At 64.2% G+C, this 22,822-nt stretch carries 22 protein-coding genes; 6 read left to right on the top strand and 16 right to left on the bottom strand.

The genetic code is table 11. The annotated features are described in order from the left end of the window. Positions 1-132 precede the first annotated feature (132 nt). The 3 genes from NJF35_RS13310 to NJF35_RS13300 are packed head-to-tail and all read left to right on the top strand — an operon-like array spanning position 133 to position 1,158. Positions 133-381: a helix-turn-helix domain-containing protein gene (locus NJF35_RS13310; protein WP_225788462.1), complete on the top strand. Its 249-nt coding sequence runs from the start codon at positions 133-135 to the stop codon at positions 379-381. 38 nt (positions 382-419) lie between these two features. Then, the gene (locus NJF35_RS13305) at positions 420-779 is read left to right on the top strand and encodes a head completion/stabilization protein (RefSeq protein WP_225788485.1); all 360 of its coding nucleotides are present in this window, start codon (positions 420-422) and stop codon (positions 777-779) included. Beyond that, positions 772-1,158, top strand: coding sequence for a hypothetical protein (locus NJF35_RS13300; protein WP_225788461.1), 387 nt, complete (start codon positions 772-774; stop codon positions 1,156-1,158). The genes NJF35_RS13305 and NJF35_RS13300 overlap by 8 nt, the downstream gene beginning before the upstream one ends. 2 nt (positions 1,159-1,160) lie before the next feature. Here the strand turns inward: NJF35_RS13300 and NJF35_RS13295 are convergent, their stop codons facing one another. Beyond that, positions 1,161-1,562 (bottom strand): helix-turn-helix domain-containing protein, encoded by a 402-nt coding sequence (locus NJF35_RS13295; RefSeq protein ID WP_225788460.1) that lies wholly within the window; start codon positions 1,560-1,562, stop codon positions 1,161-1,163. A gap of 260 nt (positions 1,563-1,822) precedes the next feature. Here NJF35_RS13295 and NJF35_RS13290 point away from each other — a divergent pair, with 260 nt between their 5' ends. Beyond that, on the top strand, positions 1,823-2,113 hold the full coding sequence (locus NJF35_RS13290; protein ID WP_225788459.1) for an ogr/Delta-like zinc finger family protein: 291 nt from the start codon (positions 1,823-1,825) through the stop codon (positions 2,111-2,113). A gap of 68 nt (positions 2,114-2,181) precedes the next feature. Here NJF35_RS13290 and nuoN read toward each other — a convergent pair whose 3' ends face one another. The 13 genes from nuoN to NJF35_RS13225 form a co-directional block, all read right to left on the bottom strand. After that, positions 2,182-3,651: an NADH-quinone oxidoreductase subunit NuoN gene (gene nuoN / locus NJF35_RS13285; protein ID WP_225788458.1), complete on the bottom strand. Its 1,470-nt coding sequence runs from the start codon at positions 3,649-3,651 to the stop codon at positions 2,182-2,184. Positions 3,652-3,658: 7 nt separating this feature from the next. Then, a complete protein-coding gene (gene nuoM, locus NJF35_RS13280; protein WP_225788457.1) occupies positions 3,659-5,191 on the bottom strand; it encodes an NADH-quinone oxidoreductase subunit M in 1,533 nt (510 codons plus the stop codon). Between the two features lie 40 nt (positions 5,192-5,231). Beyond that, a complete protein-coding gene (nuoL, locus tag NJF35_RS13275; RefSeq protein WP_225788456.1) occupies positions 5,232-7,085 on the bottom strand; it encodes an NADH-quinone oxidoreductase subunit L in 1,854 nt (617 codons plus the stop codon). Next, complete coding sequence (gene nuoK, locus NJF35_RS13270; protein WP_225788455.1) at positions 7,082-7,390, bottom strand: NADH-quinone oxidoreductase subunit NuoK; 309 nt, start codon at positions 7,388-7,390, stop codon at positions 7,082-7,084. The genes nuoL and nuoK overlap by 4 nt, the downstream gene beginning before the upstream one ends. Positions 7,391-7,393: 3 nt before the next feature. Beyond that, positions 7,394-7,894 (bottom strand): NADH-quinone oxidoreductase subunit J, encoded by a 501-nt coding sequence (gene nuoJ / locus NJF35_RS13265; protein WP_070571836.1) that lies wholly within the window; start codon positions 7,892-7,894, stop codon positions 7,394-7,396. A gap of 10 nt (positions 7,895-7,904) precedes the next feature. Further along, the gene (gene nuoI, locus NJF35_RS13260) at positions 7,905-8,453 is read right to left on the bottom strand and encodes an NADH-quinone oxidoreductase subunit NuoI (protein ID WP_225788454.1); all 549 of its coding nucleotides are present in this window, start codon (positions 8,451-8,453) and stop codon (positions 7,905-7,907) included. Positions 8,454-8,464: 11 nt separating this feature from the next. Then, positions 8,465-9,472 (bottom strand): NADH-quinone oxidoreductase subunit NuoH, encoded by a 1,008-nt coding sequence (gene nuoH / locus NJF35_RS13255; protein WP_225788453.1) that lies wholly within the window; start codon positions 9,470-9,472, stop codon positions 8,465-8,467. Then, positions 9,469-12,183 (bottom strand): NADH-quinone oxidoreductase subunit NuoG, encoded by a 2,715-nt coding sequence (gene nuoG / locus NJF35_RS13250; RefSeq protein ID WP_225788452.1) that lies wholly within the window; start codon positions 12,181-12,183, stop codon positions 9,469-9,471. The genes nuoH and nuoG overlap by 4 nt, the downstream gene beginning before the upstream one ends. Positions 12,184-12,316: 133 nt before the next feature. Further along, positions 12,317-13,681, bottom strand: coding sequence for an NADH-quinone oxidoreductase subunit NuoF (gene nuoF / locus NJF35_RS13245; RefSeq protein ID WP_253081362.1), 1,365 nt, complete (start codon positions 13,679-13,681; stop codon positions 12,317-12,319). After that, a complete protein-coding gene (nuoE, locus tag NJF35_RS13240) occupies positions 13,678-14,175 on the bottom strand; it encodes an NADH-quinone oxidoreductase subunit NuoE (protein WP_225788450.1) in 498 nt (165 codons plus the stop codon). The genes nuoF and nuoE overlap by 4 nt, the downstream gene beginning before the upstream one ends. A gap of 2 nt (positions 14,176-14,177) precedes the next feature. After that, positions 14,178-15,959, bottom strand: a complete 1,782-nt coding sequence (nuoC, locus tag NJF35_RS13235; protein ID WP_225788449.1) for an NADH-quinone oxidoreductase subunit C/D — start codon at positions 15,957-15,959, stop codon at positions 14,178-14,180. A 79-nt stretch (positions 15,960-16,038) separates the two neighbouring features. Continuing rightward, positions 16,039-16,716 (bottom strand): NuoB/complex I 20 kDa subunit family protein, encoded by a 678-nt coding sequence (locus NJF35_RS13230; protein WP_225788448.1) that lies wholly within the window; start codon positions 16,714-16,716, stop codon positions 16,039-16,041. Positions 16,717-16,725: 9 nt separating this feature from the next. Continuing rightward, a complete protein-coding gene (locus NJF35_RS13225; RefSeq protein WP_003251427.1) occupies positions 16,726-17,139 on the bottom strand; it encodes an NADH-quinone oxidoreductase subunit A in 414 nt (137 codons plus the stop codon). Between the two features lie 628 nt (positions 17,140-17,767). Between NJF35_RS13225 and NJF35_RS24885 the strand changes: the two genes are divergently transcribed. Further along, the gene (locus NJF35_RS24885) at positions 17,768-18,115 is read left to right on the top strand and encodes an SDR family NAD(P)-dependent oxidoreductase (RefSeq protein WP_225788447.1); all 348 of its coding nucleotides are present in this window, start codon (positions 17,768-17,770) and stop codon (positions 18,113-18,115) included. Between the two features lie 207 nt (positions 18,116-18,322). Here NJF35_RS24885 and aceA read toward each other — a convergent pair whose 3' ends face one another. Together aceA and NJF35_RS13215 are read right to left on the bottom strand one after the other, a co-directional pair. Further along, on the bottom strand, positions 18,323-19,648 hold the full coding sequence (gene aceA / locus NJF35_RS13220) for an isocitrate lyase (RefSeq protein ID WP_225788446.1): 1,326 nt from the start codon (positions 19,646-19,648) through the stop codon (positions 18,323-18,325). A gap of 489 nt (positions 19,649-20,137) precedes the next feature. After that, a complete protein-coding gene (locus NJF35_RS13215) occupies positions 20,138-20,902 on the bottom strand; it encodes a secretin N-terminal domain-containing protein (protein WP_253081363.1) in 765 nt (254 codons plus the stop codon). A 140-nt stretch (positions 20,903-21,042) separates the two neighbouring features. Here NJF35_RS13215 and NJF35_RS13210 point away from each other — a divergent pair, with 140 nt between their 5' ends. After that, on the top strand, positions 21,043-22,764 hold the full coding sequence (locus NJF35_RS13210) for a S8/S53 family peptidase (protein ID WP_253091165.1): 1,722 nt from the start codon (positions 21,043-21,045) through the stop codon (positions 22,762-22,764). Positions 22,765-22,822 lie beyond the last annotated feature (58 nt).

Below are 22,822 nucleotides of genomic sequence, written 5' to 3'. Positions count from 1 at the left end.
TGACGTTTTTGTAGCGCGCCGCTTTACAAGGTGCGCTGCTGGAGCGGGGCCGCAGCGGCTTCGTAAGGTGCATGCACATCAACTGTGAACGGCCCTGCGGGCCCGTTTCGACTGTGCAAAGAGAGCGTTCCCATGCATTCCACAATCCCCTGCAAACCTGACCCCGATCACGAGCCACCCGTCCCGCTTACCCGCCGGGAAAGCCAGGTACTGCTCTGGTGTGCCTATGGCAAGACATCCTGGGAAATCGGCCAGATCCTCGGCTGCAAGGAGTCGACCGTGAACTTCCATATCGGCAACGTGCTGCGCAAGTTCGCGGTGAATACGCGCATCGCCGCGGTGATCAAGGCGATCCGCTACGGCATGTTGCAGGACCAGTGATGGGGGCCGTCCTGATGAACTGTGTTTCACACTCCCCGATGCACGATGAGCCGACGCTGCCCGGGCGGCGCTACCTGGCGTGCCACGACCCTTTCTGGCCACGTATCGAGTTGCAGGCGCTGCGCCAACGGCTGCAACTGCCAGGGCATGTCAGCGATACGCAACTGGAGCTCGCCGCGTGGGAGGGGGTCGATATCGCTGCCCGGGAGTTCGCCACCTGGCGGCGCTGCTTGCGCGAGCGCGGCTACCGGCGCCTTGCCGACGTCTCGGGGCATGCCCATGGCCGGGCACTGTCGATCTGCTACCTGCGTCTGGTGGAAGCCGCTACCCGACGTGCACTGGTCCGCCATGCCATGCCGGCGATCAACAGCAGGCAGTGTGAGGTGCCGTATGCATGAGGTCGTGGAGGCTGCCGCGTTGGCTTGGCGGCAGAGCCAGGTCAGTGGCGAGGCACTGGGGTTCGACAGCCAGGCCGTGTTCGGCGCACTGCTTGGCGCCTGGCTGGTCAGCAGCTCACGGCGCAGGCTCAAGGCCTGGGTCGTGATCGGCTCGCGCAGGCCATTGAAGGTATGGCAGCGGATGGTGACGCTGCTCTTGTCTGCGGGCGTGGGCTATCTCTTCACGCCGCTGATGCTGTCGCTGGTGCCTTTTTTATCCAGCGGCGTCGCGGCCTTCGTCGCGGCGGTGGTGGTGATCCCGATCAGCATCAAGGTCATGTTCTGGCTGGATGCGGCCGATCTCAAGGACATCGTCCAGCGCTGGCGACGGGGAGGGTAGCCCTATCGTCCGGCCAGGCGGTTGCTCAGCTCGTCCACACGTTGCTCCAATTGGTAGAGGCGCAACTTGTCCTCGACGTTGGCGCGGATGGCCTGCAGGTCGCCGGGCGACAGGCCCTGCAACTGCCTCATCAGGTCCGGCTCCCAGCCTGGCGCTGTGGTGGCATCCGAGGGGGCGGCTGGCGTACGGGCCTGGGCACCTTCGCCCAGCAACAGCCAGTCGAGGGAAAGCCCGTGTGCCAGCGCTAGGTCTATGCATAACGCATAGGGAATGCGCTCGCGTACTTTCCAACTGCTCAATGTCTGCGGGCTCACGTCGAGGGCCTTGGCAAGCTCTGCGTCGGTGCTGGACCCCGTCATGAGCTTCAAGCGGCCCAGGATTGCAGGAAGGCATTTATTACTCATTATGAATATCCGTAGCGAGCTCTGATAAGATGCGTAGGAAATGAATACTCGATTTGAATATATTGGCAGGATCCCACTCAGCTTCGAATGGTACGCAATATGATAGCGACGAAAAATCCCACATTTGCATGGGCGCATGCCTACGAGAATTGCAGAATTGGCCTACAAGAATCGGCCAGGGTAATGGACGTACGGGAGCGGGACTGCTCGACATCACCAGGCAGCCTCATGGCGTCCCGGATGTCCGGCAGGAGGTCGATGTGAGTAGCTACAAGCTGGTCTGCCCTCATTGCAACAGCCGAATGCGCATTCGAACCAGCGAAGGGCGGCACGTCTTTCTCAGGGTCGCCTACCTGCAATGCATCAACGAAGCCTGTGGCTGGTCGGTACGTGCCCAGTTCGAGATGACCCATGAGCTATCCCCCAGCGGCATGCCGAACCCCGATGTGCACCTGCCCAGCGCCTATGGCGAACTGCGACGTGCCGCCCGTAATCCAGGCAGGGCAGGCAAGCCGAGCCGTGAGAGTGCCGAGACACCTGGCACGGTATGACATGCCTTTGTGGCCAGCCCATAAAAAAACACCCCGCATGAGCGGGGTGTCTTGTTTCTGCCAGGCGATCAGCCGACCAGTTGCAAGCCGGCCTGTTGCACCAGTTCCAGCAGTGGCTGCGGATACACGCCGAGGACGAAGGCGAGGATGGCGATGGCCAGCAGCATGACGCCGCCGGTGCGCTGTTCCCACTTCAGCGGGGCGTCGTGGCGACGCAGGTTCGGCTCGACCAGGTACAGGGTGACCATGACGCGCAGGTAGTAGTACACGCCGATGGCGCTACCGATCACCAGGGCGCCGACCAGCCACCACAGGTGCGACTCGACGCCGGTAGCGATGATGTAGAACTTGCCGATGAAGCCCGCGGTCAGCGGGATACCGGCCAGCGACAGCATCATCACGGTGAGCACCGCGGTCAGGTACGGACGGCGCCAGAACAGGCCACGGTACTCGTACAGGGCGTCGGCGTCACGGCCGCCGTAAGGCGAGGACATCAGGGTGATCACGCCGAAGGCGCCCAGGCTGGTGATCACGTAGGTGACCAGGTACACGCCGATGGCTTCGGTGGCCAGGCCCTTGCTCGCCACCAGGGCGATCACCAGGTAGCCGAAGTGGGCGATGGACGAGTAACCGAGCAGACGCTTGAGGTTGCTCTGGGTCAGCGCCAGCAGGTTGCCGATCAGGATCGAGGCGACCGCGATCACTGCCAGGACGGTGCTCAGCACGCCGCTGCTGGCAGCAGGGGAGAGCATGAACAGGCGTACCACCACGGCGAACACCGCGACCTTGCTGGCCGTGGCCAGGAACGCGGCGACCGGTGCCGGGGCGCCTTCGTAGACGTCCGGGGTCCACAGGTGGAAGGGCACCAGCGACAGCTTGAATGCCAGGCCGACCAGCATCATGCCCAGGCCCAGTTGGGCCAGCAGGCTCGGCATGCCGGTGCTGGCCAGGGCCTTGCCGATGCCGTCGAAGGTCAGGCTGCCGGCGTCGGCGTACAGCAGGGCCATGCCGAACAGCAGGAAGGCCGAACCCGCCGCAGAGAGCACCATGTACTTGATGCCGGCTTCCAGCGAGCGCTTGTTGAAGAAGGCATACGCCACCAGGCCGTAGACCGGGACCGACAGCAGCTCGAGGCCGATGAACAGGCCAGCCAGGTGGTTGGCGCTGACCAGCACCAGGCCACCCAGGGCAGACATCAGCAGCAGCAGGTACAGCTCTTCGCGGTTGCCTGGGTAGCCCTTTGAGCCCTCGCCCAGGTAGGCGTGGGCGAGGGTGACGCAGGCCAGCGTGGCCACCAGGACCAGCGCCATGTACAGGCAGGCGAACTTGTCGAAGGTGACCAGCGAGGTGACCGCCAGCGGCGCGACCTTCAACGCCGGGAGGATCGACAGCAGGGCCAGGTTCAGGCCCACGGTGGACAGCAGGAAGGTCTGCGAGTGGTTACGGCGCCAGGCGATGGCCAGCATCACCACCACCGTGGTGATGGTGGTGATCAGTATCGGCGCCAATGCGATGAAGTGTTGAGTGGTGAATTCCATAGCGCTCTTACCGGGCCGAAGCGAGTTGAGTGAAAGCGGAACCGAGCCACTGCTGCACACCGCTCATGGTGGCGGCAGAGGTATCCAGGAACGGCTGCGGGTACACGCCCAGCAGGACCAGCAGCACCGCCAGGCCCAGGACCATGACCAGTTCGCGGCCATCCATGCCGGCCAGCACGGCGTCGGTCTTGGCCGGGCCGAAGTAGGCTCGGTGGATCATGATCAGCGAGTACACGGAGCCGAAGACCAAGCCAGTGGTGGCGATCACGGCAATCCATGGCACGCTGGCGAAGCTGCCGATCAGGATCAGGAATTCGCCGACGAAGTTACCGGTGCCCGGCAGGCCCAGCGAGGCGGCGGCGAAGAACAGGCTGATCGCCGGCAGGTAGGCGATGCGGTGCCACAGGCCACCCATCTGGCGCATGTCGCGGGTGTGCAGGCGTTCGTACAGCTGGCCGGCGAGGATGAACAGCGCGGCGGCCGACAGGCCGTGGGCCAGCATCTGGATCACCGCGCCCTGCAGGGCCTGCTGGCTGCCGGAGTAGATGCCGATCAGCACGAAGCCCATGTGCGAGACGCTGGAGAAGGCGACCAGGCGCTTGATGTCGGTTTGCGCGAAGGCCAGGAAGGCACCGTAGAAGATACCGATCAGGCCCAGGGCCATGGCCACCGGCGCGAACTCCGCCGAGGCATTCGGGAACAGCGGCAGGGCGAAGCGCAGCAGGCCATAGGCCGCGGTCTTCAGCAGGATGCCCGCCAGGTCCACGGAGCCTGCGGTCGGCGCCTGGGCGTGGGCGTCAGGCAGCCAGGAGTGGAACGGCACCACCGGCAGCTTCACCGCGAAGGCGATGAAGAAGCCCAGCATCAGCAGGAACTCGGTGCCGGCCGGCATCTGCGCCTTGAGCAGGTCGCTGTAGTTGAAGGTGATGACGCCGGTGGCGTTGTAGTTGACCAGCACCAGGCCGAGGATCGCCACCAGCATGATCAGGCCGCTGGCCTGGGTGAAGATGAAGAACTTGGTCGCGGCGTAGATCCGGGTCTTCTTGCCGTCCGCGGAGCTGTGACCCCAGAGCGCGATGAGGAAGTACATCGGCACCAGCATCATTTCCCAGAAGAAGAAGAACAGGAACAGGTCCAGGGCCAGGAACACACCGACCACGCCACCGAGGATCCACATCAGGTTGAGGTGGAAGAAGCCGACATGGCGCTGGATCTCTTTCCAGGAGCACAGCACCGACAGTACGCCGAGCAGGCCGGTCAGCAGGATCATCAGCAGCGACAGGCCATCGAGGGCCAGGTGGATGCTGATGCCGAAGCGCTGGATCCACTGGAGCTTGTATTCCAGGGTCCAGGCCGGTTCCGCGCCCGGAGCCGGGGCCAGGGTGTAGTCGCCGTTGCCCCACAGCCACAGGCCGATACCGAGCAACAGGGACATGGTCAGCAGCGCGATCCAGCGAGGCAGGGTGGTGCCGAAGCGCTCACCCAGCCAGCACAGGAGGCCGCCGATGAAGGGGATCAGGATCAGCCAAGGCAGAATCATGACGGGTTCGTTTCCTTTCGCAAAGTCGCAAGGTTCATAGTCATACCGCAGCCATCAGCACGGCACCGAGCACGAGCACGGCACCCACGGCGATCGAGGCGGTGTACCAGCGCAGCTGGCCGGTCTCGGTCTTGCTCATGGCGACGTGACCGCCGCGTGCCATCCGAGGAATCAGGCCGATGCTGCGGTCAACCGGATCCTTGCGCAGGATGTGGCTGATCAGCAGGTAGGGTTTGACGAACAGCTTGTCGTAGATCCAGTCGAAGCCCCAGGCAGCGAACCACCAGGCCGACAGGACACGACCGATGCCGCTGCTGGCGATGGCGGTGACCAGGCGACGCTTGCCCAGGAACAGCACCGCCGCCAGCAGGATACCGGCGATGGCGATGGCGCCCGAGGCGATCTCCAGGCTGTGCTTGGCTTCGCCGCCGGCATGGCCGACGCTCTCAGGCAGCACGCCGGCCAGCGGCGGATGGATCCAGGCACCGATGAAGGTCGACAGCACGATCAGCACGCCCAGCGGCAGCCAGTGGGCGATGCCGTGGCCAGCGTGGGCTTCGGTCTTGGCTTCGCCGTGGAAGGCGATGAAGATCAGCCGGAAGGTGTACAGCGAGGTCATGAATGCACCGACCAGGCCGGCGTACAACAGGCCGGTGTGGCCGCTGGCGAAGGCTTCCCAGAGGATCTCGTCCTTGGAGTAGAAGCCGACGGTCAGGATCGGCAGGGCCGCCAGGGCGGCGCCACCGACCACGAAGCTGGCGTAGGCCAGCGGCAGTTTCTTCCACAGGCCGCCCATCTTGAAGATGTTCTGCTCGTGGTGGCAGGCATTGATCACCGCACCGGAGGCAAGGAACAGCAGGGCCTTGAAGAATGCGTGGGTCATCAGGTGGAAGATCGCCGCGTCCCAGGCACCCACGCCGAGCGCCAGGAACATGTAGCCGATCTGGCTCATGGTCGAGTAGGCGAGGATACGCTTGATGTCGGTTTGTACCAGGGCGGCGAAGCCGGCCAGGACCAGGGTCACGCCACCGACGATGCCGACCAGGTGCAGGATGTCCGGCGCCAGGGCGAACAGGCCGTGGGTACGGGCGATCAGGTAGACGCCCGCGGTCACCATGGTCGCGGCGTGGATCAGCGCCGAGACCGGGGTCGGGCCGGCCATCGCGTCGGCGAGCCAGGTCTGCAGCGGCAGCTGGGCCGACTTGCCGACCGCACCGCCGAGCAGCATCAGGGTCGCCAGGACCATCCAGGTGTCGCCAGCCTGGAACTTCTGCGGTGCCAGCACCAGCAGCTCCTGGACGTTCAGGGTACCCAGCTGGACGAACAGGATGAACAGGCCGATGGCCATGAACACGTCGCCGACACGGGTGACGATGAAGGCCTTCAGGGCTGCGTTGCCGTTGTTGCGGTTGCTGTAGTAGAAACCGATCAACAGGTACGAGCACAGGCCCACGCCTTCCCAACCGAAGTAGATGAACAGCAGGTTGTCGCCCAGCACCAGGAACAGCATGCTGGCGATGAACAGGTTGGTGTAGGCGAAGAACCGCGAATAGCCGGCTTCACCGCGCATGTACCAGGAGGCGAACAGGTGGATCAGGAAGCCGACGCCGGTGACCACGCCGAGCATGGTGACCGACAGGCCGTCCAGGTACAGGGTGAAGTTCGGCGCGAAGCCGTCCACCGACATCCATTGCCACAGCAGCTGGCTGTACGCGCCACCTTCAGGCGGCGCGACGTTGAACTGCCAGATCACGTAGGCGGCCACCGCGGCCGAGAGGCCGACGGAACCGACGCCGATCAGCGCGGACAGGTTCTCCGAGAACCGACCGCGGGAGAACGACAGCAGCAGGAAGCCGATCAGGGGGAAGACGAAAGTCAGGAAGAGAAGGTTCATCCGCGCATCTCACTGGCAGCATCGATGTCGAGAGTGTGGAAGCGGCGATACAGCTGCAGCAGGATCGCCAGGCCAATGCTGGCCTCGGCCGCCGCCAGGCTGATCACCAGGATGAACATCACCTGTCCATCCGGTTGCACCCAGCGGCTGCCGGCGACGATGAACGCCAGGGCAGAGGCGTTCATCATGACTTCCAGGCTCATGAGTACGAAGAGAATGTTGCGCCGGACCATCAGGCCGACCAGACCGAGGCAGAACAGGATGCCGGCGACTGCCAGACCGTGCTCGAGAGGGATAGCAGGCATGATTTACTCCTTCGCCTCGTTGCGGCCCAGGTGGAAGGCCGTGACGGCTGCGGCGAGCAGCAGCATCGAGGCCAGTTCGACCACCAGCAGGTAAGGACCGAACAGGCTGATGCCGACGGTCTTGGCGTCCACGGTGGTACCGCTGATGGCCGCGCCGCTCGGCTCGGCGAACAGCACGTAGAGCAGCTCCAGCAGCAGCAGGGCGGCCAGGAATACCGGCCCGGCCCAGATGCCTGGCTTGAGCCAGCCGCGTTCCTGGGCGACCGAGGCCGGCCCGAGGTTGAGCATCATCACCACGAAGACGAACAGCACCATGATGGCGCCAGCGTAGGCGATCACTTCCAGGGCGCCGGCGAACGGTGCACCCAGGGAGAAGAAGATCATCGCCACGGAGATCAGGGAAATGATCAGGTAGAGCAGGGCGTGCACGGGGTTGGTGCCGGTCACCACCCGAAGGGTGGAGACCACGGCGATCCCGGATGCGAAGTAGAAAGCGAATTCCATCTTTCTGTCCTTATGGGAGCAAGCTCTTCACGTTGATCGGCTCGGCTTCGTTCTGCGCGGCGCCTTTCGGCTTGCCGGCGATGGCCATGCCCGCAACACGGTAGAAGTTGTAGTCAGGGTTCTTGCCGGGGCCGGAGATCAGGAGGTCTTCCTTCTCGTACACCAGGTCCTGACGCTTGAACTCGGCCATTTCGAAATCCGGGGTCAGCTGGATCGCGGTGGTCGGGCACGCTTCCTCGCACAGGCCGCAGAAGATGCAGCGCGAGAAGTTGATGCGGAAGAACTCCGGATACCAGCGGCCGTCCTCGGTCTCGGCCTTCTGCAGCGAGATGCAGCCGACCGGGCAGGCCACCGCGCAGAGGTTGCACGCCACGCAGCGCTCCTCGCCGTCGGGGTCGCGGGTCAGGACGATGCGGCCACGGTAGCGCGGCGGCAGGTACACAGGTTCTTCGGGGTACTGCAGGGTGTCGCGCTTGCGGAACCCGTGGGAAAATATCATCGCCAGGCTGCGCAGCTGGGTGCCGGTGCCCTTAACGATATCGCCGATATATTTGAACATGGGTCAAATCCTCACTGGGCCGCGACGGCTGGCGTGTTGTAGAGCACGATCGCAGCGGTCACCAGCAAATTGATCAGGGTCAGCGGCAGGCAGAACTTCCAGCTGAAGTCCATCACCTGGTCATAGCGTGGGCGCGGGATCGAGGCGCGCAGCAGGATGAACAGCATGATGAAGAACGCGGTCTTGAGCGCGAACCACAGGAACGGTACCTGTGGCAGCAGGCCGAACGGGCCGTGCCAGCCGCCGAAGAACAGGGTCACCAGCAGCGCCGAGATCAGGATGATGCCGATGTACTCGCCGACGAAGAACATGCCCCACTTCATGCCGGCATACTCGATGTGGTAGCCGTCGGCCAGTTCCTGTTCCGCTTCCGGCTGGTCGAACGGGTGACGGTGGGTCACGGCGACGCCAGCGATGAAGAAGGTGCAGAAGCCGAAGAACTGCGGAATGATGAACCACAGGTTCTGCGCCTGGTAGTCGACGATGTCGCGCATGTTGAACGAACCGGCCTGAACCACCACGCCCATCAGCGCCAGGCCCAGGAACACTTCGTACGACACGGTCTGCGCCGAGGCCCGCAGGCTGCCGAGCAGGGCGTACTTGTTGTTCGACGACCAGCCGGCGAACAGCACCGCATAGACCGAAAGGCCGGCCATGGCGAAGAAGAACAGCAAGCCGATGTTCAGGTCGGCAACGCCCCAGGTCGGGGTGATCGGGATGATCACGAAGGCGATCAGCAGGGCGCTCATGGCCACCACGGGCGCCAGGGTGAAGATCATGCGATCGACGAAGGGCGGGTTCCAGTCTTCCTTGAAGAACATCTTCAGCATGTCGGCGGCGATCTGGAACATGCCGAACGGGCCGACGCGGTTCGGACCGTAGCGGTCCTGCCACCAGCCCAGCAGGCGGCGCTCGACGAAGCTGAGCAGCGCGCCGCAGACCACCACCGCCAGCAGGACCACGATGGCCCTGACGACGGAGAGGATCACTTCGATCACTTCGGGGGTGAACCAGCTCATTGTGCTGCCTCCTGCAGGCCTTCGACGGTTGCGCCGAAGATCGCTGGCGGAATACCGGCCAGGCCTTTCGGCAGGGCGACCAGGCCTGCGCCCAGCTGTTCATTGACACGCAGCGGCAGGCGCAGCGACTGGCCCGCCACGTTCAGGCTGAGCAGGGCGCCGTCGTTGACGCCCAGGCGGTCGGCCTCGGACTTGGCCAGGGCCACGTAGGCGGCCGGAATGCGCTCCTGCACCGGGGCGGCACGCGACGAGTTCTCCTCGCTGCCGAACAGGTGGTAGAAGGGCACGGCCTGCCAGGTGCCACGGGCCGGGTTGAAGGCGCCCGGGATGGCGGTGAACCAGTTCAGGCGATCGCCTTGAGACTCGATCAGGCGGATACCTGGGTCGCCCGCGCGCAGGTGACCACCGACCTCGTCCTGGAACTTGTTCCAGGCCTGCGGCGAGTTCCAGCCCGGCGACCAGGCGAACGGCACCTGCTGGCGCGGCTCGGCGCTGCCCGAGTAGCCTTCCATGGAGAAGGCGAAGGCGCTGTCCTTGTCTTGCGGGGTGCGTGGCTCATGCACGCTGATGTTGGCGCGCATCGCGGTACGGCCGGAGTAGCGCAACGGCTCGCGCGCCAGCTTCAGGCCCTTGATGCGGAACGCGGCGCTCGGCGCGGCATTGACGATGCCGGCCAGTTGCGGTGCGGCTTCGGCGCAGGCGCTGGTGACGTGGTCCAGCTGGGTCCAGTCGACCGGCTTGTTCAGCAGGGTGGCACGCAGGGCGTGCATCCAGCGCCAGCCTTCGTGGATCAGGATGCTGCTGTCCAGGTACTGCGGGTCGAATACCTGGAAGAAGCGCTGGGCACGGCCTTCCTGGCTGACCAGGGTGCCGTCGCCTTCGGCGAAGGAGGCAGCTGGCAGCACCAGGTGGGCGCGAGCGGTGGTGGCAGTCTTGGAGTGGTCGGCGACGATCACCACCTTGGCCGCGGCCAGGGCCGCATCGACCTTGGCGGCCGGCACCCGGGCGTACAGGTCGTTCTCCAGTACCACGATGGCGTCGGCCTTGCCGCTGATCACCGCGTCCAGCGCGGCGTCCACGGACTCGCCGCCCATCATGGCCATGCCCAGGCTGTTGGCTTCGGGCACCACCAGGCTCAGCGAACCGTTCTTCTCGCGCAGCTTCAGGGCCTTGGCGATGTTGGCGGCGGCCTCGATCAGCGCCGGGTCGGCCAGCGACGTACCGGCCACGACCAGCGGACGCTGGGCGGCGACCAGGGCATCGGCGATACGCTGGGCCAGGGCCTTGGCTTCGCTGTCCAGGCCCTCGACGGCCGGAGCGCTCGGGTCGATGGCGTGGGCCACGGCGAAGCCCAGGCGGGCGAGGTCGGCCGGGGCTGCGTGGACGCATTCCTCGGCGACGTCGTCGAGCTTGGTCTCGGCCAGGCTGGCGATGAACAGCGGGTACAGGGCGTGCTGGCCGATGTTCTTCACCGCGGCGTCGAGCCACGGCTGGACCTTCATGGCGTCGGCCATGGCCTCGGCCTTGCCCTTGGTGGCCTGGCGCACGGCCAGGGCGACACGGGCGGCGGTCTGGGTCAGGTCCTCGCCGAGGACGAACACGGCATCGTGGTCCTCGATCTCGCGCAGGGTCGGCACGGGCAGCGGGCTGTCGTTCAGCACGTTCAGGGCCAGGCGCACGCGGGCCAGCTCACCGGCCTCCATGCCCGAGTAGAAGTACTCGGCACCGACCAGCTCGCGCAGGCCGTAGTTGCTCTCCAGGCTCGCGCGCGGCGAGCCGATGCCGACGATGGTGCGGCCGCGCAGCAGGTCGGCAGCCTTGTCCAGGGCGGCGTCCAGGCCCAGCTTGGTACCGTCGGCGAGCATCGGCTGGCGCGGACGGTCCTTGCGGTTGACGTAGCCATAGCCGAAGCGGCCACGGTCGCACAGGAAGTACTGGTTGACCGAGCCGTTGAAGCGGTTCTCGATACGGCGCAGTTCGCCGTAGCGCTCGCCGGGGCTGATGTTGCAGCCGCTGGAGCAGCCGTGGCAGATGCTCGGGGCGAACTGCATGTCCCACTTGCGGTTGTAGCGCTCGGAGTGGGTCTTGTCGGTGAACACACCGGTCGGGCAGACCTCGGTCAGGTTGCCGGAGAACTCGCTCTCCAGCACGCCGTCCTCGACGCGACCGAAGTACACGTTGTCGTGGGCGCCGTAGACACCCAGGTCGGTGCCGCCGGCATAGTCCTTGTAGTAGCGCACGCAGCGGTAGCAGGCAATGCAGCGGTTCATCTCATGGGCGATGAACGGGCCGAGGTCCTGGTTCTGGTGAGTACGCTTGGTGAAACGGTAGCGGCGCTCGTTGTGGCCGGTCATTACCGTCATGTCCTGCAGGTGGCAGTGACCGCCTTCCTCGCACACCGGGCAGTCGTGCGGGTGGTTGGTCATCAGCCATTCGACGACGCTGGCGCGAAACGCCTTGGACTCTTCATCGTCGATGGAGATCCAGGTGCCGTCGGAGGCAGGGGTCATGCAGGACATGACGATACGACCACGGGTGTCGTTCTCGTCGGTGTACTGCTTGACCGCGCACTGCCGGCAGGCACCGACGCTACCGAGCGCCGGGTGCCAGCAGAAATAGGGGATGTCGAGGCCGAGTGACAGACAGGCCTGTAACAGGTTGTCCGCACCGTTGACTTCGAGCGCTTTGCCGTCTACGTGGATAGTGGCCATGGTTCAAAGTTCTTCGTTGGCCCGCGTGAGCAGGCGTGGCTAATGGAAATCGGTGTGCCTGCGGCTCGCGCGGTGAGGGCCGGGCGAGCCTGCGAGGCCGGCGGGTGGCACGGACCACCCGCGCTTCATCTTGTTATGCGCCGACCACGATCGGCTTGGCCAGGTTCGGGCGCAGGGCCTCGCTGCCCGTGTGGGCGGCGACGCCGGCCTCGAACTCCGACCGGAAATACTTGATGGCACTGCCCAGCGGCTCGACGGCGCCCGGGGCGTGGGCGCAGAAGGTGCGGCCGGGGCCGAGGAAGTTGACCAGGCCCAGCAGGGTCTCGATGTCTTCCGGTTTGCCTTGGCCCTTCTCCAGGGCGCGGAGCATCTTCACGCTCCAGGGCAGGCCGTCGCGGCACGGGGTGCACCAGCCGCAGGACTCGCGGGCGAAGAACTCCTCCATGTTGCGCAGCAGCGACACCATGTTGATGCTGTCGTCCACCGCCATGGCCAGGCCTGTGCCCATGCGCGTACCGACCTTGGCGATGCCGCCGGCGTACATTTGCGCATCCAGGTGTTCGGGCAGCAGGAAGCCGGTACCGGCGCCGCCTGGCTGCCAGCACTTGAGCTTGTAGCCGTCGCGCATGCCACCGGCATAGTCCTCGAACAGCTCGCGGGCGGTGACGCCGAACGGCAGCTCCCACAGGCCCGGGTTCTTCACCTTGCCGGAGAAGCCCATCAGCTTGGTGCCGTGGTCCTCGCTGCCTTCGCGGGCCAGCGACTTGTACCAGTCGACGCCGTTGCCAACGATGGCTGGCACGTTGCACAGGGTCTCGACGTTGTTGACGCAGGTCGGCTTGCCCCACACGCCGACGGCGGCAGGGAAGGGCGGCTTGGAGCGCGGGTTGGCGCGGCGGCCTTCCAGGGAGTTGATCAGTGCGGTCTCTTCACCGCAGATGTAGCGCCCGGCACCGGTGTGCACGAACAGCTCGAAGTCGAAGCCCGAACCGAGGATGTTCTTGCCCAAGAGGCCCGCGGCCTTGGCTTCGTCGATGGCGCGGTTGAGGTGCTTCGCCGCGGTGGTGTACTCGCCGCGCAGGAAGATGTAGCCGCGGTAGGCCTTCAGGGCGCGGGCGCTGATCAGCATGCCTTCGACCAGCAGATGGGGCTGTTGCTCCATCAGCATGCGGTCCTTCCAGGTGTTGGGCTCCATCTCGTCCGCGTTGCACAGCAGGTAGCGGATGTTCAAGGACTCGTCCTTGGGCATCAGGCCCCACTTCACGCCGGTGGGGAAGCCCGCGCCGCCACGGCCCTTGAGGCCGGAATCCTTGACGGTCTGGACGATGTCGTCCTGGGACATTTCGGCCAACGCCTTGCGGGCGGCGGCATAGCCGTTCTTGGCCTGGTACTCGTCGAGCCACACCGGCTCGCCGTCGTCGCGCAGGCGCCAGGTCAGCGGATGGGTTTCGGCCGAACGCGCGATGCGGTTGGCCGGGCCGAAGGAAGTGATGGTCATGCGTAGCCCTCCAGCAGCTTGGCAACGCCGGCAGGTTGCACGTCGCCAAAGGTGTCGTCGTCGATCATCAGGGCCGGGGCCTTGTCGCAGTTGCCCAGGCAGCAGACCGGCAGCAGGGTGAAGCGGCCGTCCGGGGTGGTCTGGCCGAGGCCGATGCCCAGTTCGCTCTGGATCTGGCTGACCACCGACTCATGGCCGCCGATGTAGCAGACCATGCTGTCGCAGACGCGGATGATGTGACGGCCGACCGGCTGGCGGAAGATCTGGCTGTAGAAGGTGGCCACGCCCTCGACGTCGCTGGCGGGGATGCCGAGGACTTCGCCGATGGCGTAGATGGCGCCGTCCGGCACCCAGCCGCGTTCCTTCTGGACGATCTTCAGGGCTTCGATGGACGCCGCGCGCGGGTCCTCGTAGTGGTGCATCTCGTGCTCGATGGCCGAGCGCTCGGTTTCGCTCAGGACGAAACGGTCGGTTTGGATAAGCGTGCTGTTCATGCTTAGCGGTCCACGTCAGCCATAACGAAGTCGATACTGCCCAGGTACGCGATGAGGTCGGCGACCATGCTGCCGCGGATCACCGAAGGGATCTGCTGCAGGTGCGCGTAGCTCGGGGTGCGGATCCGGGTGCGGTAGCTCATGGTGCCGCCATCGCTCGTCAGGTAGTAACTGTTGATGCCCTTGGTCGCCTCGATCATCTGGAACGACTCGTTGGCCGGCATGACCGGGCCCCACGAGACTTGCAGGAAGTGCGTGATCAGGGTCTCGATGTGCTGCAGGGTGCGCTCTTTCGGTGGCGGCGTGGTCAGCGGGTGATCCGCCTTGTACGGGCCTTCCGGCATGTTGCGCAGGCACTGGTCGATGATGCGGATGCTCTGGCGCATCTCCTCGACGCGGACCATGCAGCGATCGTAGGCATCGCCGTTGTGGGCCAGCGGGACTTCGAACTCGAAATTCTCGTAGCCGGAGTAGGGGCGCGCCTTGCGCAGGTCGAAGTCGCAACCGGTGGACCGCAGGCCGGCGCCGGTGGTGCCCCACTCCAGGGCTTCCTTGGTGTTGTAGGCGGCAACGCCGATGGTCCGGCCGCGCAGGATGCTGTTCTGCAGGGCGGCCTTTTCGTATTCGTCCAGGCGCTTGGGCAGCCAGTCGACGAAGTCCTTGACCAGCTTGTCCCAGCCGCGTGGCAGGTCGTGGGCGACACCGCCGATGCGGTACCAGGCCGGGTGCAGGCGGAAACCGGTGATCGCCTCGATCACGGTGTAGGCGCGCTGGCGGTCGGTGAAGGTGAAGAACACCGGGGTCATGGCGCCGACGTCCTGGATGTAGGTACCCAGGAACAGCAGGTGGCTGGTGATCCGGAAGAACTCGGCCAGCATCACGCGGATGGTGTCGACCTTCTCCGGCACCTTGATGCCGGCCAGCTTCTCGACGGCCAGTACGTACGGCAGGTTGTTCATCACCCCGCCGAGGTAGTCGATACGGTCGGTGTAGGGGATGAAGCTGTGCCAGGACTGGCGTTCGGCCATCTTCTCGGCGCCACGGTGGTGGTAGCCGATGTCCGGGACGCAGTCGACGATCTCTTCGCCGTCCAGCTGCAGGACGATACGGAAGGCACCGTGGGCGGATGGGTGGTTGGGGCCGAGGTTGAGGAACATGTAGTCCTCGTGGGTACCGTGGCGTTTCATGCCCCAGGCTTCGGGGTTGAAGCGTGCCGATTCCTCTTCGAGCTGCTGCTTGGCCAGGTTCAGGCTGTACGGGTCGAACTCGGTGGCGCGCGCCGGGAAGTCCTTGCGCAGCGGGTGGCCTTCCCAGGTCGGCGGCATGAGGATGCGCGACAGGTGCGGGTGGCCGGCGAAGTCGATGCCGAACATGTCCCAGACTTCGCGCTCGTACCAGTTGGCGTTGGGCCAGATGCTGGTGACCGACGGCAGGTTCAGGTCGCCCTCGCTGAGCGAAACCTTGATCATCACGTCGCTGTTACGCTCGACCGACAGCAGGTGGTAGAACACGCTGAAGTCGGCGGCCGGCAGGCCACGGCGCTGGGTGCGCAGGCGCTCGTCGACGCCATGCAGGTCGTACAGCATGCTGTACGGCTTGGCGACGTTGCGCAGGAAGCTGAGGACGTCTTTGAGCTGGGCGCGGTTCACCCACAGGACCGGCATGCCGGTGCGGGTTTCCTGGGCGACGAATGCCTCGGCGCCAAAACGATTGTGCAGTTCGACGACCACATCCTGGTCGTCAGCCTTGTAAGGCGGAATATAAATAGCGGTGTCCGCTGTCATGGTCTCGGTCGCTTTGAGTCAACGTAGAGAATGAAGCCAGGCCGCCGGCTCCTTCGGGAGCGGGCGGCATGTCGCTGGATCAGACTTCGTCGGGGCTGCGCAGGTTGGTGACCTGGATGCGCTGTTCACGACGCAGGTCTTTCTGGGCGGGCATCTCGGCACGATAAATGCCTTGATCGCCGACGACCCAGGAAAGCGGGCGTCGCTCCTGGCCGATCGACTCCTGCAGCAGCATCAGGCCTTGCAGGAAAGCTTCGGGGCGAGGCGGGCAGCCAGGCACGTAGACATCCACGGGGAGGAACTTGTCGACCCCCTGAACGACCGAGTAAATGTCGTACATGCCACCGGAGTTGGCACACGAGCCCATGGAAATCACCCACTTCGGCTCGAGCATCTGCTCGTACAGGCGCTGGATGATCGGCGCCATCTTGATGAAGCAGGTACCGGCGATGACCATGAAGTCGGCCTGGCGCGGCGAGGCCCGGATGACTTCGGCGCCGAAGCGGGCGATGTCGTGGGGCGCCGTGAAGGCCGTGGTCATTTCCACGTAGCAGCAGGACAGGCCGAAGTTGTACGGCCAGAGGGAGTTCTTGCGGCCCCAGTTGACCGCGCCACGCAGCACATCTTCGAGCTTGCCCATGAAGATGTTCTTGTGGACCTGGTCCTCTAGCAGCTGATCGGTGACGGTTTCCCGATCACCGACAGGATACTGCTCGTTGGGCGCATCCGGATCGATTCTGGTGAGATTGTATTGCATGCCAAAGCCTCATTGTTTCAGCTTCGCTTGCCGCTTGCGGCGACCCTCGGGCGCCCAATCGAGCGCCCCGACCCGCCAAAGGTAGACAAGACCTGCCAACAGAATTGCTATGAAAACGAGTGCTTCGACGAATCCGGTCCAGCCGCTTTCGCGCACCGACACGGACCATGCAAAGAGAAAGAGGGCTTCGATATCGAAGATCACGAACAGCATCGCGACCAGATAGAATTTGGCGGACAGGCGCAGGCGGGCGCTGCCGACGGGCAGCATGCCCGATTCGAAGGGTTCGTTCTTGGCGCGACCCCAAGCCTTGCTGCCGAGCAGGCTGGAGAGGCCGAGCATGAAGGCGCACAGGCCGACGACACCCAGGAGGAAGATGGCAAAGCCCCAGTTGTGGGCGATGAGTCCTGCCGAATCGGACATGTTGGAAATCCTTATACAGAGACCCAGCTCTGCAGTCTGAAATAAGTAGAGCGGCGACTCGGTGTCGCGGATGCAGTGACCAAATGTCGCAGCTGAATCAATCGCGCTGATTTTATGGGTAAACCCACAGCAAGTAAAATTTCTGTGGCAAATTTATTCGTAGGATTAAGAACAAAAATCTTTCGTAAATGGCTGAAAGCCTTGAGTTTCGGGCATTGCGCATGCTTTTGTTAATTATGTTTCTTGCGTGGCGTAATGACTGGGCATCATCGTAATGATAATTAATTTCATTTGACTTGGCGTTCGACATTCTAAGAGGGCCGAATCTTGCAAAGTTCACTGCGCGTCCTCGCTGCATTGCAAATGCGAAAGGCTCTCGTTCTAGCAGTTGCGCGCGTCACCTGCACCGCTCTGGATCAATGCTTTATCGATTGAGCTTCCGTTGGCCAGCAGAGAGCATATATAGAAGAGGTAGTGGCCAGGGCCAGAACGGCCTGTCGGTTTGGGAGGCAGCCCAAGTGACAGTGCTGCTTCAAGCATAGACATAGATGTCGATCCGTGCGTTGCACTTGTAGCAGGTGTTCTCCAATGCGGGTCAGGCAAGGCCGCTCAACTGCTGTTCGGGGCTGTGCAGCAGCCCCACGATGTCGCCTCGCTAGCGGGGTTGAATGCCAGTGTGACAGGTGGTTCTGTATACACCGCCAGCAAGCACGCGTTAGTTGGTATGACTAGAGCGGTTGCGAAGGAGTATGCCCCTTATGGCGTGCGGGCCAATGCTGTCTGTCCGGGCTTTGTGTCAACACCATTGGCAGAACAGGTGTTGGGGAACAAGTTTGATGCGGTACGCGCCTCGCAGCCTATGGCGAGAGTTTGTGAGGCCCATGAAGTCGCTGAGCTTGTGTACTGGCTTAGCTCCGAAGCAGCTTCTTTCGTGACTGGCGTGGCGGTGCCAATAGACGGTGGATTCCGGGCTTAGAGTTTCCTCGGCGTTTTCATGGAGCGTCTGCATTTAAGACCTACGTCATCGCTGTTGGGTGGCCTCAAGTAGGTCTGACCCTGGTTTTTGCACTGGCCTGTCCCGGCCCTTTCGCGGGTAAGCTACCCGCGAAAGGGCCGGTGCAGACAAAATGAAAGGCCCAAGGCTTTCACAAGCCCCGGGCCTTTGTTCAACAGCAACCCACTATCAGTGGAACTGCTCTTCCTCGGTCGAGCCGGTCAGTGCCGTCACCGACGAAGCACCACCCTGGATCACGGTGGTCATGTCGTCGAAGTAGCCGGTGCCGACTTCCTGTTGGTGCGCCACGAAGGTGTAACCCTTGCTGGCGTCGGCGAATTCCTGCTCCTGCAGCTTCACGTAGGCGGTCATGTCGTTGCGGGCGTAGTCGTGCGCCAGGTTGAACATGCCGTGCCACATGTTGTGGATGCCCGCCAGGGTGATGAACTGGTGCTTGTAGCCCATGGCCGACAGCTCGCGCTGGAACTTGGCGATGGTGGCGTCGTCCAGGTTCTTCTTCCAGTTGAAGGACGGCGAGCAGTTGTACGACAGGATCTGGTCCGGGTACTCCTTCTTGATCGCCTCGGCGAAGCGACGAGCTTCCTCCAGGTCCGGCTTGGCGGTTTCGCACCAGATCAGGTCGGCGTACGGGGCGTAGGCCAGGCCGCGGGAAATGGCCTGGTCGAGGCCGGCGCGTACCTTGTAGAAGCCTTCACGGGTGCGCTCGCCAACCACGAACGGCTGGTCGTACGGGTCGCAGTCGCTGGTCAGCAGGTCGGCGGCGTTGGCGTCGGTGCGGGCCAGGATGATGGTCGGCACGCCGGCGACGTCTGCAGCCAGGCGAGCGGCGACCAGTTTCTGCACGGCTTCCTGGGTCGGCACCAGGACCTTGCCGCCCATGTGACCGCATTTTTTCACCGAGGCCAGCTGGTCTTCGAAGTGCACGCCGGCGGCGCCTGCTTCGATCATGTTCTTCATCAGCTCGTAGGCGTTCAGCACGCCGCCGAAACCGGCCTCGGCGTCAGCCACGATCGGTGCGAAGTAGTCGACGTAGCCATCGTCGCCCGGGTTCTTGCCGGCTTTCCACTGGATCTGGTCGGCGCGTCGGAAGGCGTTGTTGATACGCTTGACCACGGTGGGGACCGAGTCGACCGGATACAGCGACTGGTCAGGGTACATGGACTCGGCCGAGTTGTTGTCGGCGGCCACCTGCCAACCGGACAGGTAGATGGCCTGGATGCCGGCCTTCACCTGCTGGACTGCCTGGCCGCCGGTCAGGGCGCCCATGCAGTTGACGAAATCTTTCTCGGGGCGGAAGGACGGGTGGGCACCTTCGGTGACCAGCTTCCACAGTTTTTCTGCACCCAGGCGGGCCAGGGTGTGCTCCGGCTGCAGGGAACCACGCAGACGCACGACATCGGCGGCGGTGTAGGTACGGGTCACGCCTTTCCAGCGCGGGTTCTCGGCCCAGTCTTTCTCAAGGGCTGCAATTTGCTGTTCGCGTGTCAGTGCCATGGAAATAAAACCTCGTCGCATCAGTCTTGGTGAAGTAAGTGCTTGTGCTCGGCGCGGATCGGAGGCTTGGCGGCCTTGCTCGGCGGAAGGGCGACTGCGAACGGGGAGGCTCGAAGGGGAAGGGGTGTGCAGGCCGGGCGAGGTGTGGCGACAGGTCGGCTCGTGGTTGCCTCGCTGTATGGCGACAGGACTGCCGGGTACTGCGGTGATGCGCTTCCGTCCCTCGGGACAACTTCTTCGTTGCAGTCGCAATCCCGTCGAACCGCCTTGTGGGCCGTATGGACACGAGACGCCCCCAGGGGTGGGAGGAGCGCATCTCGAAGGCCCTTGCCAGGGCCTCTGATTAGCGGGAGCGAGGCCATCATGCCCTTGGGAAAAAGTGCCTGTCAAATGTTTTGTAGTGGTTTTTTTCTATTACTACATCCTTGGTCTAATACGACTCTCTGGTCAGTTTCAAGGCCTTGGGTCGAGGCCTTGAATTGCCTGGGATCACTCCAGAAGGTCGACTTTGACGCGCAGTGTCATGTTTTCACCGCGCTGCGTGCTGTAGCTGAGGCTCGAGGCGTTACGTTCGGCCTGGCTCTGCTGGTTGTACCCCGCCAGGGGGATCCACTCGCCGAGCTTGCCGGTGACCGTCGTGTCGGTGCTCTGGACTTTTACTACATCCTGACGTTCGCTGCTGATCCTGTCGTTATTGCTGCTTATTTGCAGACGAACCGTATCTCCGCTCAGGTTCGGGGTGACGTAGAAACCCTGGGTGACATTACGGTATTCGGTATCGCTCTGGATGCGTCCGTAACCATCGGTATGGGTGCTGGTGATGGGGATGCTCTGGCCCACCTGGATCAACGCGGGCACACCCTCGCTGGCCTGGATCTGCTGTAGGCCGCCGTCGCGATTGGCGGTGCCGTAGCGGATGATCCGCGCGTTGCCGCGGTTGTCCTGGAAATTGCTGTCGTTGTTGTCGACGCTGATCAACAGGCGCTTGGGGGCGGTGTCGAGTTGTTGCAGCAGGGCGCGCAGGTCGTCGATGCGCTCGGGGCTGGCATTGACGATCAGCTTGTTCTCGAAGGCGCTGACGCTGCCGTCCTTGCCCAGGAAGGACTGGACGGTGGGCAACAGTTCGGCGCTGGTGCGGTGCTGCAGCGCCAGCACCTCGGTGGCGGCCTGGGCGGCGAGGCTGGCGGCCAGCAGCAGGGAAGCGATGAGGGGGCGTAGCGGCATGTCCATGATCTCCGCAGGTGGAATGATCATGATGGCAAATTTGTCGAGGGTGTGCCGGGTGTGGATCACAGGGCAGGGTGGTTTTGCTTGATTTTGGTTGCCTGCGAGGCGCTATGAACCTTTGCGCTCACCTGGCAGTCGCAGCAAAAGAAGACCACGGGACCGCCTGCATGAAGTGCGCTTTCACCTTGCTGCCCTGCCTGTTCATGGCCGCCGCCCTGGCGGCGCAGGACACGTTGCGCATCAAGCACCTGCAACGCTGTGACGATTTGCTGGGCACAGGCCCGCAACTGTGGTGCCTGCGCACCCAAGGCCTGGGGCCGGGCACGCCGGCGGTCTGGCTCGGCGATACGCAACTGCCTGGTGCGAGCATCGAGCGCCAGGGCGACATGCTGAAACTGAAACTCGACGCCTCCCGGCAGCGCAGTGCTCCGCTCTGGATCGAATCCGCCGGCCAGAAAAGCAACCCCGTCTGGCTCACTCGCCAGCGCAGCCATGTGGTCGCTGCCGGCCCGCACGAAGTGGCGAAGAACATGGACGGCCTGACCACCTACCTCGACCTGGTCAGCCTGCTGATCGAGGAAAAGCACGATGGCGAGCGGCAGGCCCGGCGTATCGCCGACAAGTACGGTGCCCAGGTGGTGGGTGCCATTCCCCCGCTGAACGTCTACCAGCTGCGTTTGCCGGTGCGCGACCTGGTGCAGCGCGATGCCATGATCCTGCGCATGGGCAGCGAAACCAGTGTCGATGCCGTGATCATCGAGGAGTCCGCCCCTGAGCGGGGCGAGGAGGGTGGCGGGCGCAGCGCCGGGGCGCTCAGCCAGGCGGACGAGTGGGCAGCCAACCGATTCATGGATGCACTCTATTACTACCAGCGGCGAGTTCCCGCGGCGTCGCTGCCGGTCAAGCCCGTACGCATTGGCGTGATCGAGCGCGAGGTGGATTTCGACGCGCCGGCCTTCGCCGGCTACCGCGGCCCCTGCGCGCCAGGGCGGACCTGCCTCTACGCGCGCGATGGCGAGCGCGCCGAAAGCCATGGCAGCCATGTCGCCGGCATCCTCGCCGCCCAGGGCGAAGGCGTGCAGGGTGGCTTCCTGCCCGGCCTCGGCAAGCCTAGCCCAGGGTTCGAGGTAATCGTCGAGCGCAACGCGGACGCAGGCGTCACGGCCAACATCGCCGCCTCGGTCAACCTGGTGGAGGATGGTGCCCGGGTGCTGAACTGGAGTTGGGGCATCCACCGGGTCGGCACGAAGGATGTCGCGGGCGACGAGGTGGATTCGCTGGTGCGCTCAGGGCTGGCCATGAGTGGCTACGAGGAGCTGCTGGAAGAGTTCTTTCTCTGGCTGCGCGCCCGCCACCCGGACGTGGTGGTGGTCAACTCGGCGGGCAACGGCGCCTCGTGGTCCGGTACCGACGAGTACCGCCTGCCGTCGTCGTTCATCACCGAGCAGTTGCTGGTGGTCGGCGGTCACCAGCGCAGCGACCAGGACGTCCCGGTCGAGGATCCTGCCCATGTGCGCAAGCGCCGCAGCTCCAATATCGACATGCGCGTGGATGTCAGCGCCGCTGCCTGCCTGCGTGCGGCGCAGGCGCGCAAGGCCCATTGCGGCACCTCCTACGCCACGCCGCTGGTGACGGCCACGGTGGCGGCGATGCTGTCGATCAACCCGGACCTGACGCCGGAGCAACTACGCATGTTGCTGCGACGCAGTGCCCTGACCCTGGGAACGGATCAGGATTTCGAAGCCATGGATGCCGAAGACCTGACCGCGCCGATCTTGCCTTCGGAGCGCAATGGCCGGCTCAACCACCCCGACCTGGGTCGTTCGGCGCGGCTGGACATGCAGCGCGCCCTGGATCTGGCGGTGCAGAGCCGCGAACGGGTGCGTTGAGTGGTGTTGCGGTGGCCGCTGTCGGACAAATTCCGTAACATCCCGACCCGCGATTTTC

Source organism: Pseudomonas guariconensis, from assembly GCF_024127895.1.
GTDB classification, from domain to species: Bacteria; Pseudomonadota; Gammaproteobacteria; order Pseudomonadales; family Pseudomonadaceae; genus Aquipseudomonas; species Aquipseudomonas guariconensis_B.
Note: the sequence above shows the minus strand (reverse complement) of the source record. Positions and strands in the feature narration are given on the sequence as shown.

Coding starts and splice junctions, on each gene's coding strand:
- NJF35_RS13310 (WP_225788462.1), top strand. CDS start 133: ATGCATTCCACAATCCCCTGCAAACCTGACCCCGATCACGAGCCACCC.
- NJF35_RS13305 (WP_225788485.1), top strand. CDS start 420: ATGCACGATGAGCCGACGCTGCCCGGGCGGCGCTACCTGGCGTGCCAC.
- NJF35_RS13300 (WP_225788461.1), top strand. CDS start 772: ATGCATGAGGTCGTGGAGGCTGCCGCGTTGGCTTGGCGGCAGAGCCAG.
- NJF35_RS13295 (WP_225788460.1), bottom strand. CDS start 1,562: ATGAGTAATAAATGCCTTCCTGCAATCCTGGGCCGCTTGAAGCTCATG.
- nuoN (WP_225788458.1), bottom strand. CDS start 3,651: ATGGAATTCACCACTCAACACTTCATCGCATTGGCGCCGATACTGATC.
- nuoM (WP_225788457.1), bottom strand. CDS start 5,191: ATGATTCTGCCTTGGCTGATCCTGATCCCCTTCATCGGCGGCCTCCTG.
- nuoL (WP_225788456.1), bottom strand. CDS start 7,085: ATGAACCTTCTCTTCCTGACTTTCGTCTTCCCCCTGATCGGCTTCCTG.
- nuoK (WP_225788455.1), bottom strand. CDS start 7,390: ATGCCTGCTATCCCTCTCGAGCACGGTCTGGCAGTCGCCGGCATCCTG.
- nuoJ (WP_070571836.1), bottom strand. CDS start 7,894: ATGGAATTCGCTTTCTACTTCGCATCCGGGATCGCCGTGGTCTCCACC.
- nuoI (WP_225788454.1), bottom strand. CDS start 8,453: ATGTTCAAATATATCGGCGATATCGTTAAGGGCACCGGCACCCAGCTG.
- nuoH (WP_225788453.1), bottom strand. CDS start 9,472: ATGAGCTGGTTCACCCCCGAAGTGATCGAAGTGATCCTCTCCGTCGTC.
- nuoG (WP_225788452.1), bottom strand. CDS start 12,183: ATGGCCACTATCCACGTAGACGGCAAAGCGCTCGAAGTCAACGGTGCG.
- nuoF (WP_253081362.1), bottom strand. CDS start 13,681: ATGACCATCACTTCCTTCGGCCCGGCCAACCGCATCGCGCGTTCGGCC.
- nuoE (WP_225788450.1), bottom strand. CDS start 14,175: ATGAACAGCACGCTTATCCAAACCGACCGTTTCGTCCTGAGCGAAACC.
- nuoC (WP_225788449.1), bottom strand. CDS start 15,959: ATGACAGCGGACACCGCTATTTATATTCCGCCTTACAAGGCTGACGAC.
- NJF35_RS13230 (WP_225788448.1), bottom strand. CDS start 16,716: ATGCAATACAATCTCACCAGAATCGATCCGGATGCGCCCAACGAGCAG.
- NJF35_RS13225 (WP_003251427.1), bottom strand. CDS start 17,139: ATGTCCGATTCGGCAGGACTCATCGCCCACAACTGGGGCTTTGCCATC.
- aceA (WP_225788446.1), bottom strand. CDS start 19,648: ATGGCACTGACACGCGAACAGCAAATTGCAGCCCTTGAGAAAGACTGG.
- NJF35_RS13215 (WP_253081363.1), bottom strand. CDS start 20,902: ATGATCATTCCACCTGCGGAGATCATGGACATGCCGCTACGCCCCCTC.
- NJF35_RS13210 (WP_253091165.1), top strand. CDS start 21,043: ATGAAGTGCGCTTTCACCTTGCTGCCCTGCCTGTTCATGGCCGCCGCC.